11 protein-coding genes and 1 pseudogene are annotated in these 13,095 nt (G+C 71.5%); 9 read left to right on the top strand and 3 right to left on the bottom strand.

The annotated features are described in order from the left end of the window. Nucleotides 1-4 precede the first annotated feature (4 nt). Nucleotides 5-1,072, bottom strand: a complete 1,068-nt coding sequence (locus MOTC310_RS25390) for a GSCFA domain-containing protein (RefSeq protein ID WP_331303758.1) — start codon at nt 1,070-1,072, stop codon at nt 5-7. Nucleotides 1,073-1,146: 74 nt separating this feature from the next. On the opposite strand from MOTC310_RS25390, the gene MOTC310_RS25385 reads away from it, so the two are divergent. Further along, on the top strand, nt 1,147-2,196 hold the full coding sequence (locus tag MOTC310_RS25385) for a WcbI family polysaccharide biosynthesis putative acetyltransferase (protein ID WP_331303757.1): 1,050 nt from the start codon (nt 1,147-1,149) through the stop codon (nt 2,194-2,196). Between the two features lie 16 nt (nt 2,197-2,212). On the opposite strand, the gene MOTC310_RS25380 is transcribed toward MOTC310_RS25385, so the two are convergent. Beyond that, nucleotides 2,213-2,617 carry a response regulator gene (locus MOTC310_RS25380; RefSeq protein WP_331303756.1) on the bottom strand — a complete coding sequence of 135 codons (405 nt, stop codon included), beginning with the start codon at nt 2,615-2,617 and terminating at the stop codon, nt 2,213-2,215. Between the two features lie 349 nt (nt 2,618-2,966). Between MOTC310_RS25380 and pal the strand changes: the two genes are divergently transcribed. From pal to glmM, 6 genes and pseudogenes are all read left to right on the top strand, one after another. After that, nucleotides 2,967-3,461: a peptidoglycan-associated lipoprotein Pal gene (gene pal / locus MOTC310_RS25375; protein ID WP_043346359.1), complete on the top strand. Its 495-nt coding sequence runs from the start codon at nt 2,967-2,969 to the stop codon at nt 3,459-3,461. A gap of 145 nt (nt 3,462-3,606) precedes the next feature. After that, entirely contained in the window at nt 3,607-4,596 is a 990-nt protein-coding gene (ybgF, locus tag MOTC310_RS25370) for a tol-pal system protein YbgF (protein ID WP_331303755.1), read from the top strand. A gap of 71 nt (nt 4,597-4,667) precedes the next feature. Beyond that, nucleotides 4,668-5,616 (top strand): annotated as a pseudogene (gene tilS / locus MOTC310_RS25365) (tRNA lysidine(34) synthetase TilS). 3 nt (nt 5,617-5,619) lie between these two features. After that, entirely contained in the window at nt 5,620-7,542 is a 1,923-nt protein-coding gene (gene ftsH, locus MOTC310_RS25360) for an ATP-dependent zinc metalloprotease FtsH (protein ID WP_331289237.1), read from the top strand. Between the two features lie 387 nt (nt 7,543-7,929). Further along, nucleotides 7,930-8,742: a sulfite exporter TauE/SafE family protein gene (locus MOTC310_RS25355; protein ID WP_331303754.1), complete on the top strand. Its 813-nt coding sequence runs from the start codon at nt 7,930-7,932 to the stop codon at nt 8,740-8,742. A 68-nt stretch (nt 8,743-8,810) separates the two neighbouring features. Next, nucleotides 8,811-10,151, top strand: coding sequence for a phosphoglucosamine mutase (gene glmM / locus MOTC310_RS25350; RefSeq protein ID WP_331289540.1), 1,341 nt, complete (start codon nt 8,811-8,813; stop codon nt 10,149-10,151). 88 nt (nt 10,152-10,239) lie between these two features. Here the strand turns inward: glmM and MOTC310_RS25345 are convergent, their stop codons facing one another. Beyond that, a complete protein-coding gene (locus tag MOTC310_RS25345; protein WP_331289235.1) occupies nt 10,240-10,581 on the bottom strand; it encodes an MmcQ/YjbR family DNA-binding protein in 342 nt (113 codons plus the stop codon). A gap of 276 nt (nt 10,582-10,857) precedes the next feature. On the opposite strand from MOTC310_RS25345, the gene MOTC310_RS25340 reads away from it, so the two are divergent. Then, on the top strand, nt 10,858-11,850 hold the full coding sequence (locus MOTC310_RS25340; protein ID WP_331289234.1) for an outer membrane protein: 993 nt from the start codon (nt 10,858-10,860) through the stop codon (nt 11,848-11,850). A 276-nt stretch (nt 11,851-12,126) separates the two neighbouring features. After that, the gene (locus MOTC310_RS25335; protein WP_331303753.1) at nt 12,127-13,071 is read left to right on the top strand and encodes an outer membrane protein; all 945 of its coding nucleotides are present in this window, start codon (nt 12,127-12,129) and stop codon (nt 13,069-13,071) included. Nucleotides 13,072-13,095 lie beyond the last annotated feature (24 nt).

Here is a 13,095-nt window from a genome sequence, read left to right as displayed (position 1 = left end):
TGCCTTACGCCACGCTGCGCTCGATCTCCTCCTCGTCGCAGATCACGCCGGCATTGCCCTCGAACTCGGCCGCGAGGTCGACGGGGGCGTGGGTCGGCGCCGGCGAGACCCGGTCGCGCGCGAAGGTCGCCAGGAACAGGCGCATGACGTGGCGCACGCCCGCGTCGTTGATGGTGCGCTGGTCCTCGTTGTAGTAGCGCCCGGCATTCACGTTGCTCGTGACGATGTCGTAGGCGGGGAAGTAGACCGCCCGCGGGTCGCCGCGGCCGACCACCTCGCCGGCCGCCACCCGCAGCACCGACTTGGAGTAGCTGTTCGACTCCATCACGTGCCGGTCCATGTAGGTGGCGATCATCGGCACCGGCGAGACCGTGAAGATCACCCGTGCCTTCGGGTTCACGCTCCAGAGCCGGTCGAGGAAGCCGTTGAGGTCGCCGAGGACCTCGCCCGCGCCCGCGTTCACGCACTCGTAGAGCTCGGGGTCGAAGGTGCCGCCCGCGACGCCCGGGGCGAGCGGCAGCGCCGCGCCGTCGGCCCGCCAGCGCCAGCCTTCCGTGAGGCCGAGCGTCAGCACGAACACGTCGAGCGTCTCGAACAGGCGGCGCACCTCGGCGAGGTGCGCGTCGCGCGCCGCGACCACCTCGGCCTCGCTGGCGAAGCCCGCGGGCTCGACCGTGGGGCGGAACGGGTCGACGTAGCGGCCATCGTCGCGCAGCCACGCCTTCAGCTCCGGCTCGAACCTCCCGTAGGCCCGGTCGAACAGCTGCACGAACTGGCGCGTGTAGTAGAGGTTGCCGTAGCGCGCCGAGAACGTGCCGAACTGGCGGGCATTGGCCTCCTCGGCGCTCATGCCGGGGGTCGGCGGCTCGGTCAGGTAATAGTTGAAGCCGGCGCCGCGCACCGCCTCGGCCACCCGCTGCGCGAAGCACGAGCCGCCGGTGGCGACCTTGTCGGTCGGCCCGATCACGAAGGTGTCCTTCGGGTGCGGATTGACCGCGAAGGGCGGCACGTTGGTGACGACCTTGCGCCAGAATCGCTCGGCCGGTAGACCCGTATACGGATTCAACGCCATCTTCGAACCCTCTTCTTCACGACGGCGACAGGCCCTCGGGGGCGCTGTCCCGTCCGGTGACACCGGCACGCGACGTGGCCCTGAACGACCTGCCCCGGCGCGCCCGCAGCGCGTTCACCCGCTCGGCGCCCGATTGGGCGCCTACCCGTTGGGCCCCCACCTGGGCGACACCATGGCGGAACCGCGCCCGCGCCGCCACGACCCGTGACGGGCCGAGCATCGCGGTGCTGGGCAATTGCCAGGCCCGGGGCATCGCCCGGGCCATGCGCCTGCTCGCGCCGAAGAGCCCGGTCCGCTACCTGCCCATGGGCTCGCTGAGGCGCGACCACGGCCATGTCGACGGCCTGATCCGGACCCTGCGCGCCCACGACCACGTCTTCTCGCAGGCCTTCCCGGCCGGGCTGATCCCGGGCGGCGACGTCGCCACTGTGCGCGCGGCCGACCCGCGGCTCAAGCTGTTCCCGTCGATCGTGTTCTCGGCCTTCCACCCGGACATGGTCTATGTCGGCCAGGCCTCGGACCTCGCCGCGCTGAAGCTGACGCCGTCGCCGCTCGGCCAGTACCACTCGGCGATCGTGCTGACCGCCCACCGGCTCGGCCTCGATTCCGGCCGCACCGCCGGCCTGTTCCGCGAGGACGTGTTCGCCCGCCTGGGCTACCTCGACCACTGGGACCCGGCCGTGCGCGAGCTCGTCGGCGCGGCCGACGCCCTGGGTTTCGGGCTGGAGCGCGAGGTGACCCGCTGGGCGCGCCGCGGCGCCTTCATGCACCTGATGAACCATCCCAAGGTCCACGTCCTCGGCGACATCGCCCGGCGGCTGCTGCAGGAGAGCGGGCTCGCGCCCGAGCCCGTGGAGATCGAGGATTACCTCGGCGACGAGCTCGCCCAGGACGTGGTCTGGCCGATCTACCCGCCCATCGCCGAGCATTTCGGCCTGACCGGCGCGTACCTGTTCAAGACCAAGCCGCGGGGCGACGACTTCCCGGTGCTCTACGACCTGCCGGGCTTCGTCGCGGCGAGCTTCGCCCTCTACGACGCGATGCCTCCCGGGGATCTCGCCTGCCCGCGGGTCGAGGCGTGGCTCGCCGCGCCGGAGATCGTCGCGCTGTTCCGGGGCGGCTGAGGCCGGCCCCCGGAGCTCAGCCCGCCGCGCAGAGCTGGCCGTCGGCGCCGGCCGCGCCGAGGCCCTCGACCATCATCCGGACCAGCCGGTTGACCTCCTGCATCTGGAAGGGCTTGCGCAGGAACAGGCTGCCCGGCACGCCGCTGCGGCCGTCCGTGTCGGTCGAGGTGTAGACCACCGGCCGGTCCGGGTGGATCGCCCGGAACGCGTGGGCCACCGTCCAGCCGTCGATCAGCCCGGGCAGGTGGATGTCGGTGAACAGCCAGTCGACCGCCGCGCCGCGGTCGCGCAGGACGGTCAGCGCGGCCTCGCCCGTGGAGGCCTCGATCACCCGGATGCCGTGTGTCTCGCACAGGCTCGCGACGATCTCGAGGAGCAGGTAGCTGTCCTCGACGATGAGGACGCTCTGGGCGGGGCGCATGCGGGAGGTCCGGTGTTCGGCCCGCCGATTAAGGGGGCGATAGGGTTGAGGATCTCTTAAAGGCCCGCCCGGACCCGTAGCGGCGAGGCCCGGCGCCTGTTGCCGCGCCGCAACCGGGACGGCCGAAATGGCGCGTCGCGGCCCGCCGCCCCGCCGCCGCCGCATTCGGGGCGCGTCCCGGGTGCGTCAGCGCACGCCGTCGATCAGTGCGGGCCGTCACCACGCCCCGGCGCCGCCCGGCGGAACCGTCGCTTAACCAACCCCGCCTACCAACGGCGCCAGGAATACGCGGACCCGCCTCGAAGACCAGCAGCCGGCCTTCGGCACCGCTCGAGGAGTTTTTCAGACCATGCCCCAGCGTTTCCGCGCCGCCGCCCTCGGCCTCGCGCTCGTCGCCGCCCTCGGCCTGGGCGCCTGCAGCAACGACAAGGACCTCGCCGACGCCTCCGCCTTCGGGGCGGGCGCCGCGACCCCGGGCAGCGCGCAGGACTTCGTCGTCAATATCGGCGACCGGGTCTTCTTCGAGTCGGATTCCACCGACCTGACGCCAACCGCGACCGCGACCCTCGACAAGCAGGCCGCGTGGCTGCAGCGCTACCCGCGCTACACCTTCATCATCGAGGGCCACGCCGACGAGCGCGGCACCCGCGAGTACAACTTCTCCCTCGGCGCTCGCCGGGCCCAGGCGGTGAACGACTACCTCGCCACCCGGGGCATCGCGGGCAACCGCATGCGGACGGTGTCGTACGGCAAGGAGCGGCCGGTGGCGGTGTGCAACGACATTTCCTGCTGGTCGCAGAACCGCCGCGCGGTGATCGTCCTCGACCGCGGCGCCGGCGCGTAAGCCGCCGCGTCACCCTTCTCCGGAGGCGGCTTCCGGCCGCCTCCGATCGATGCTTTCGATCACTGCCTTCGACCCGCGCCGCAGTTTTGCCGCGGTGCGGCGCATCTGCTAGGGCCTCGCGCCGACACCGGACCGCAGCCGAACCATGCCCGCCCGCCTTCGCACCCGCCTCGCCCTCGCCACCGCCCTCGGTGCCGTGCTCCTCGGCCACCCGGCCGCCGCGCAGGACGCCTCCGAGCTGGTGGTGCGCCTCGGCCGCATCGAGAACCAGTCCCGGCTCATGGCCGGACAGATCGAGACCCTCCAGTACGAGAACCGCCAGCTCAAGGAGCAGCTGCGCAAGTTCCAGGAGGACGTCGAGTTCCGCCTGAACGAGGGCAAGGGCGGCAAGCCCTCGGCGGCCCCGGCGCCGTCGGGACCCGTCAACGGCGGCAATCCGGGCGCCGGCCGCCCCGGCAAGCGCGGCGACGCCTTCGACCCGTCGCAATCCCCCGGGGCCCCGGGCACCCCGATGCAGCTCGGCAGCACGCAGCCCTCCGCGCCGCTGCCGCCCCGCGCGGCCGAGGAGGCCGCGGAGGCGACGCCCCGGCCGCAGCGCCTGCCCCAGGGCGCGATCAACGAGTCCGGCGAGGAGGACGCGGAGGCCGGGACTTCCGGCTACGACGATCCGGTCGACCTGCGGCCGCCGGCCCGGACCGGGGCGATCCCGGTTCGGCCCTCCGAGAGCGTGGCGGCGACCCGGACGGGCGATCCCGCCGCCGATTACGACGCCGCGGTCGAGCTGTACCGCGCCAAGCAGTACGAGCAGGCCGAGATGGGCCTGCGCCAGTTCATCCAGTCGCACCCGCGCGACAACCGCGTCGCCGGCGCGACCTACTGGCTCGGCGAGAGCTACCTCGCCCGCGGCCGCAACCGCGAGGCCGCCGAGCAGTTCCTGAAGGTCTCGACCGACTACGCCCGCTCCGCCCAGGCGCCCGACGCCATGCTGAAGCTCGGCGTCACGCTCAACGCGCTCGGCGCCCGGGAGCAGGCCTGCGCGACTCTGGCCGAGCTCGACCGCAAGTTCCCGAATGCCGGCAGCGGCGTCCGCCAGGGCGTCGCCCGCGAGCAGAAGCGCGCCCGCTGCGGCGCCTGAGCGACCCGGGCGACCCGGTCCTCGGCGCCCTCCGTCCCTGGCTCGACCCGGCCGCGCGCGGCGGGCGGGCCGTGCTCCTCGCCGTCTCGGGCGGTCCCGATTCGAGCGCCCTGATGCACGCCGCCGCGCACCTTCGCGACGCGACCGGCGCGTCCCTGCGGGTCGCCACCGTGGATCACGGCCTGCGGCCGGATTCCGGCGCGGAGGCCGAGGGCGTCGGCCGCGCCGCCCGGGCGCTGGGCCTGCCCCACGCGATCCTGACCTGGGCGGGCGCGAAGCCCGGCACCGGCCTGCAGGACGCGGCCCGCACGGCCCGCTACGCACTCCTCGCCGCCCAGGCCGAGGCGGTCGGCGCGGGCCTCGTTCTGACCGGCCACACGCGGGATGACCAGGCCGAGACGGTGCTGATCCGGCTCGCGGCCGGCAGCGGCCCCGCCGGGCTCGCCGGCATGCGCGCCGAGCGGGACCTCGCCCCGGGCCTGACCCTCGGACGGCCCTTCCTGCACCTGCCGAAATCCGCCCTGGTGGCGTGGTGCGAGGCCCGGGGCCTCCCGTATCTGCGCGATCCCGCCAACGGCGACCCGCGCTTCGCCCGCGGCCGCCTGCGCGCGGCCTGGCAGGTCCTGGAACGCGAGGGCCTGACCCGCGCTGGCGGACCTGCCGGACGCCGTGGCGCTGCGCTGCCTCGACCGCGCCCTGACCCGTGCCGGCGCGGCGCCCCGCCGCCTCGAACGCCTGGAGACCCTCGTCCTCGAATCGCTCCTGCCGGCCCTGCGCCGTCGGGAGCCGGTCCGCCGCACCCTGGCGGGGTTTCTGGTCTCCGCCGACGCGGGCGGAACCGTGAGCCTCGCCCCGGCCCCGCCGCGCCGACACGGGCCGGCCGGTGCTGCCCTCGCCGCAGGGGGCCCTGAATTACTTGGCAAGGGAGAGCCCCCCGCCTACATTGGCGAGGTGTGCACGGATGGACCGGAAGAGCCGCGTGGCATGTCCGTCCTGGGGGTCGCACGCGCCAAGGATTGATCGATGAACCCGAATTTTCGCAACTTTGCCTTGTGGGTCGTCATCTTCCTGCTGGTGCTGGCCCTGGTCACCCTGTTCCAGAACCCGGGTCACCGGGGCGGCGGCAGCGAGATCGCCTACAGCCAGCTCCTGAACGACGCCGATTCCGGCAAGATCCAGTCGGTGGTGATCTCCGGGCAGGACGTGTCCGGCACCTATGTCGGCGGCGGCAACTTCACGAGCTACGCCCCGAACGACCCGAGCCTGGTCTCCAAGCTCCAGGGCAAGGGCGTGACGATCACCGCCCGCCCGCCCTCCGACAACACCCCCTGGTTCATCCAGCTGCTGGTGAGCTGGCTGCCGATCCTCGTCTTCATCGGCGCCTGGATCTTCCTGTCGCGCCAGATGCAGTCGGGCGCCGGCCGCGCCATGGGCTTCGGCAAGTCGAAGGCGAAGCTCCTGAACGAGGCCCACGGCCGCGTCAGCTTCGACGACGTCGCCGGCGTCGAGGAGGCGAAGGAGGATCTCCAGGAGATCGTGGAATTCCTGCGCGACCCGCAGAAGTTCCAGCGACTCGGCGGCCGGATCCCGCGCGGCGTGCTGCTCGTCGGCCCGCCCGGCACCGGTAAGACCCTGATCGCCCGGGCGGTCGCCGGCGAGGCCAACGTGCCGTTCTTCACCATCTCGGGCTCCGACTTCGTCGAGATGTTCGTGGGCGTCGGCGCCAGCCGCGTGCGCGACATGTTCGAGCAGGCCAAGAAGAACGCGCCCTGCATCATCTTCATCGACGAGATCGACGCCGTCGGCCGCCACCGCGGCGCCGGCCTCGGCGGCGGCAACGACGAGCGCGAGCAGACCCTCAACCAGCTCCTCGTGGAGATGGACGGGTTCGAGGCCAACGAGGGCGTGATCATCATCGCGGCGACCAACCGCCCTGACGTGCTCGACCCGGCCCTGCTGCGGCCCGGCCGCTTCGACCGCCAGATCATGGTGCCGAACCCGGACGTCACCGGCCGCGAGCGCATCCTGCGCGTCCACGTCCGCAAGGTGCCGCTGGCCCCCGACGTCGACCTGAAGACCATCGCGCGCGGCACCCCGGGCTTCTCGGGCGCCGACCTGATGAACCTCGTCAACGAATCGGCCCTGCTGGCGGCCCGCCGCGGCAAGCGCATCGTCACGATGCACGAGTTCGAGGACGCCAAGGACAAGGTCATGATGGGCGCCGAGCGGCGCACCCTGGTCATGACCGAGGACGAGAAGCGGCTCACCGCCTACCACGAGGGCGGCCACGCCATCGTGGCGCTGAACGTCCCGGCGACCGACCCGGTCCACAAGGCGACCATCATCCCCCGCGGCCGGGCCCTCGGCATGGTCATGCAGCTGCCCGAGCGCGACAAGCTCTCCATGAGCTTCGAGCAGATGACCTCGCGGCTGGCGATCATGATGGGCGGCCGCATCGCCGAGGAGATGATCTTCGGGCGCGAGAAGGTGACCTCGGGCGCGCAGTCGGACATCGAGCAGGCGACGCGGCTCGCCAAGATGATGGTGACCCGCTGGGGCTTCTCGCCCGAGCTCGGCACCGTCGCGTACGGCGACAACAACGACGAGGTCTTCCTCGGCATGTCGATGGGCCGGCAGCAATCGGTCTCCGAGTCGACCGCCCAGAAGATCGACGCCGAGGTCCGCCGCCTCGTCGAGACCGGGCTGGAGGAGGCGCGCCGCATCCTGGCCGAGCACAAGGACGACCTGGAGGCCCTGGCGCAGGGGCTCCTCGAGTACGAGACCCTCTCGGGCGAGGAGATCCGCAACCTGCTCAAGGGCCAGCCCCCGATCCGCGACGGCGGCGACGTGCCGCCGACCCCGGCCCGGGGCTCCTCGGTCCCCTCGGCGGGCCGCGGCCGGCCGAAGGAGAGCGACGGCGGCCTGGAGCCGCAGCCGCAGGCCTGAGGCCGCAGGATCCGACGAGCGAAGAGGGCGCCGCGAGGCGCCCTTTTTCGTGCCGTGTGGCGACCGGAGGCCTCGCCGTCAGGGCCTCGCAGCCTTCTCCGACCCACGTGCCGCTTCGATGCCTGCGTCGGCATTGCGCTGTCAGGCCCGGGCGCGGGTCCCCTCTCCCGCACGGGAGAGGGGGCGCGCTGTGCTCCCCGATACGCGTCGGTCTGCGCCAGCGATGCGCGATCATCGGCGCATCGCGACGGAGGGAGCGGCCCCTCGCATCCATGACAAACCGGTTCCCCTGTCGGCGGATCGATGTCGTCAGCTTGGCCGGAGGCTCGGCGCCGTTCGCCGAATCGGAAACACAGAAGCCGTTCCACGGGCCGCAGTTGGATCCCGATGCCGGTCTCGACCTATCTCGTCGTCGCCCTCGGCGCCGTCGTCGCCGGCTTCGTGCAGGGCCTGTCGGGCTTCGCCTTCGGGCTCACGGCCCTGTCGTTCTGGGCCTGGGTGATCGACCCGCAGCTCGCCGCCGTGCTGGCCGTCTCCGGCGCATTCACGGGCCAGGTCATCGCCGTGGTCTCGGTCCGGCGCGGGTTCGACCCGGCGCGCCTCGCGCCCTTCATCCTCGGCGGCCTCGCCGGCATCCCGCTCGGCGTCTACCTGCTGCCGCGCCTCGACGCCGACTGGTTCAAGATGCTCCTCGGCCTCCTGCTGACGGTCTGGTGCCCGGCGATGCTGCTGTCCCGGAACCTGCCGCGGATCACGGCCGGCGGCCGGCTCGCCGACGCCGCGGTGGGCCTCGGCGGCGGGATCATGGGCGGGCTCGGCGGCTTCACGGGCGTGCTGCCGACGCTCTGGTGCACCCTGCGCCGCTACGAGCGCGACGCGCAGCGCGCGGTGATCCAGACCTTCAACCTCGCGATGCTCAGCGTGACCCTGGCGACCTATCTCGCCTCGGGGCTCGTCACCCGGGACACGCTGCCGATGCTGGCGGTGATCCTGCCGGCCATGCTGGTCCCGACGCTGCTCGGCACCCGGATCTATCTCGGCATCGGCGAGGTCGCCTTCCGCCGGCTCGTGCTCGGCCTCCTGACCGTCTCGGGCCTCGCGCTGGTCTCGGCCTCGGTGCCGCGGCTCCTGCAGCGCGCCGGGCGCCCCATTTCGACCGCCTTTGTCGGGGAGCACCCGGTTGACTCTGCCGCGCGGTGAGCCGCCGGCGGGCGCGAGAATCTGCTAAGCTGCGCCCGTCCGCGAGACCGGGCGCCGGAGACGTGATGGTGCGCAAGTATTTCGGAACCGACGGCATCCGGGGCCGGGCCAACGGCGTGATCACGCCGGAGCTCGCCCTCAAGGTCGGTCAGGCCGCCGGCCTCGTGTTCCAGCGCGGTGACCACCGCCACCGGGTGGTGATCGGCAAGGACACCCGCCTCTCCGGCTACATGATCGAGACCGCGCTCGTGGCCGGCTTCACCTCGGTGGGCATGGACGTGCTGCTGCTCGGGCCGGTGCCGACGCCCGCCGTGGCGATGCTGACCCGCTCGATGCGGGCCGATCTCGGCGTGATGATCTCGGCCTCGCACAACCCGTTCGAGGACAACGGCATCAAGCTGTTCGGACCCGACGGGTTCAAGCTCAACGACGCGATCGAGCAGGAGATCGAGGGGCTGATCGACGCCGACATGCACAAGCGCCTGTCCGGCTCGAACGACCTCGGCCGGGCCAAGCGCATCGAGAGCGTGCACGCCCGCTACATCGAGTTCGCCAAGCGCACCCTGCCGCGGCAGGTGACCCTCGACGGGTTGCGGGTCGTGGTCGACTGCGCCAACGGCGCGGCCTACCGGGTCGCGCCCGAGACCCTGTGGGAGCTCGGCGCCGAGGTCATCGCCATCGGCACCGAGCCGGACGGGTTCAACATCAACCGGGATGTCGGCTCGACCGCGCCCGCGGCCCTGATCGACATGGTGCGCGAGCGCAGGGCCGATATCGGTATCGCGCTGGACGGCGACGCCGACCGGGTGCTGATCGTGGACGAGAAGGGCCAGGTGGTCGACGGCGACCAGCTCATGGCCGTCGTGGCGCGCTCCTGGAAGGAGGACGAGCGCCTGACGCAGCCGGGCGTGGTGGCGACGATCATGTCGAATCTCGGCCTGGAGCGCTTTCTCGGCGGCCTCGGCCTGACCCTGGCCCGCACGGCGGTGGGCGACCGCTACGTCCTCGAGCACATGCGGGCGCACGGCTACAATCTCGGCGGCGAGCAGTCCGGCCACATCATCATGTCGGACTACACGACCACCGGCGACGGCCTCGTGGCGGCCCTGCAGCTGCTGAGCGTGGTGCAGCGGCAGAACCGGCCCGTGAGCGAGGTCTGCCACTGCTTCGACCCGCTGCCGCAGATCCTCAAGAACGTCCGTTACCGGAGCGGCGAGCCCCTGCGCGAGGACAGCGTGGTCAGCGCCATCGAGCACGCCCGCGAGCGGCTCGGCAATGCCGGCCGCCTCGTGATCCGCCCGTCGGGCACCGAGCCGGTGATCCGCGTCATGGCCGAGGGCGACGACCGCGGCCTCGTCAACGCGGTGGTCGACGAGGTGGTGGACGCCGTCACCCGCGCGGCGGCCTGAGGCCGGAGCCTCGGAGCGGCCCGCATACCCGGCTCGCCCGACCGCCAGGGACCGGGCGAGCCGCGCCGTGCCGCAGGGTCAGCCCAGGTCAGCCCAGGTCAGCGTAGGCGGCGCGCAGCTCGGCGGGGGCGGTCATCCGCCACGCCCCCAGCAGCGCCGCGCGCAGGGTCTCCTCCGCGCAGAGGTCGAGGTCGAGATTGGTCCAGCCCCGACGCCCCCAGGCGCCGTCGAGCGGCGCGAACAGGTCCGGCTCGGCCTCGCACAGGGCGGCCTGATCGGCGGGCGCGAGGCGCAGCACCACCCGCGCCTCCTCGACCCAGAGGGTCGCGAAGACCCGGCCGCCGACCCGGAAATCCGGGTTGCCGCTGTGGGCGCCCGCCACCGTCTCCGGCAGCATCAGCGCCAGGATGCGCACGTCCTCGGGACCCATGCTGGCGTCAGCCCCCGCGCGGCCCGGGCGACCGGACGACGATAATCGGGCCGCTCATGCGACCCTTCCCCGACAGATGAACTGCGCCAACCCGGCGACGCGACGCAGCGGAAACAAGCAAGTCTCACCCGGAGGACCGTTTCGACAGCTCGGCAACGGATGCGCAAGGCTAACATTTAACGTTAAGCCGGATTTAAGACGTTGCTTCCATCCTCGCCTCGTACCCCGGGACCGCGCGCCGCGCGTCCGGCTCACGAGTCCAGTGAAGGAATCTCCATGGCCCGCTCCAAGCTGAACGCTTTGGTGCGTAGCCTGACGCTCGCGGCGAGCGTCGGCGCGCCCTGCCTCGCCGCGGCCGCGGATCTGATGCTCCCGCCGCCTCCGCCCCCGCCGCCCCCGCCGATCGAGGTCGGCGGCGGCTGGTACCTGCGCGGCGACGTCGGCGCCAGCATCTACACCCGCCCGCGCTACAGCGACGCCTACGACTATACCGGCTACGCCGAGTCCAACCGCGCCTTCGGCAACGCGGTCGGCGGCGGCGGCTTCGCGGGCGTCGGCGTCGGCTACCAGTTCACCCCGTTCCTGCGCGGCGACATCACCGGTGAGTACCGCTACTCCACCGGCCTGCGCGGCAGCGAGTACTACAAAGGTCCGGATTTCGATAACGGACTCGGCTCGTACGGCGTGAACAAGTCGAGCGGCAACCTCGACTCGGCGGTGGTGCTCGCCAACGCCTATTTCGACCTCGGCACGTGGTACGGCATCACGCCGTTCATCGGCGGCGGCGTCGGCTACGCGTTCAACCACGTCTCGAGCTACTCGACCAACCAGCAGTTCACCAGCCCGACCTACGGCTACGATTACGGGAACCCGATCTACGGCTGCGGCTGCGGACAACCCTCCTACAACTACGCGCCGGTCTACGACGCGAACGGCAACGCGGTGTACAACACCAACAGCGGCAGCAAGTTCTACAAGGACAAGACCAGCGGCAGCTTCGCCTGGGCGCTCCACGCCGGTCTGGCCTACAACGTGACCGACGCGCTGAAGATCGAATTGGCCTACCGCTACCTGAACCTCGGCAAGGCGCAGACCGGCGCGGGCTTTGAGCCCTGCTGCACCGGCAGCCTGCAGGCGATCAAAGTGAAGGACATCGAGGCGCACGACGTGAAGATCGGCCTGCGCTACTACCTCGGCGGCTTCGTGGCGGCCCCGCTGCCGCCGCTGATGCCGGAGCCGATCCCCGGCCCTCTGGTGCGCAAGTACTGATCGCGCCTCGACTGCGATCCCCCTGACGGACGACGGCGGCGCGGAGGTTCTCCGCGCCGTTTCGCGTTCCGGCGCCCGGCTGCGACGGGGCCGATTTTTGGCCAGTTCTCGGGCAGTTCTTGCCCGAGCCAGTATCCGTCACGAAGCGCCGGGACTGACATCCCCGGATCGGGACGGGCCTGTCCCGGTCGAGCAACGGAGAATTAAGGTTACCGGCATATCACCGTGTCGAGGCTCGATCCGCCGTCCGTCTCTTTCCGTCCCAGGACGATCCCGATGCGTACCGTCACCTTCCCGCTGCTGGCGGTTCTCGGTCTCTGCGGCGTGAACACCGCGCGCGCCGCCGATCTGGACTACGATTACCTGCGCGGCGCCGATTACGACCCGGTCCCGGCTCCGGTGGTCGACTGGAGCGGCGTGTATGTCGGCGGCCACGGCGGCCTCACGTCGGGCGGCCTGTCGCAGCGCAACGCGATGCAGTCCACGCTGGCGAGTTACTTCAGCAACCGCGACATCGAGAGCGAATTCACCGTCTCGAAATTGCTGTCGCTCCCCGGCACGCGGACGCACGGGGCGAGCTTCGGTGCCTTCGCCGGGTACAATGTTCAGTTCGACGACATCGTCCTCGGTATCGAGGCCGACTACACGCACACGGATCAGAACAGCTGGTCGACCAACCGTATCGGCCGCATCATGACGACCGCCGGCGGTAACTCCGAGGACGTGAATCTGTCCGGGACCTCGAACACGCGGATCGAGGATTACGGCACCATCCGGGGCCGGGCCGGCTACGCGTTCGGCAACCTGCTCCCCTACGTCACCGCCGGTGCCGCGATCGGCCGCGTCACGATCAACGACACCGTGGCGGTGCAGAATTACGGCTACAGCGCCACCACCTACGCGGCGAACCAGGCCCTGACCACCGGGCAGCCCGCGGCCGTCTACCAACACGGCTACGCCAGCTTCAATCCGAACTTCCCGCTCAACAACTCGACGCCGGCGGGACAGGGCGCACAGACCGTCCCGCTCGGGCCGACGACGCTGACGGCGAATGCCCGGACCAAGACCATCGGCGGCGTCGCCCTCGGCTTCGGCCTCGAATACGCCGTCACGCCCAACATCCTGGTGCGCGGCGAGTACCAGTACGTGCGGTTCCAGGACTTCAACGGTCACAACGCCGAGTTGAACACCGTCCGGGGTGGCGCGGCCGTCAAGTTCTGACCCTTCCTCCCGCGCCGGCCGGAT

This window comes from Methylobacterium oryzae (assembly GCF_036441375.1).
Lineage (GTDB): Bacteria > Pseudomonadota > Alphaproteobacteria > Rhizobiales > Beijerinckiaceae > Methylobacterium > Methylobacterium oryzae_A.
This window is presented reverse-complemented; position numbering and strand designations above follow the sequence as displayed.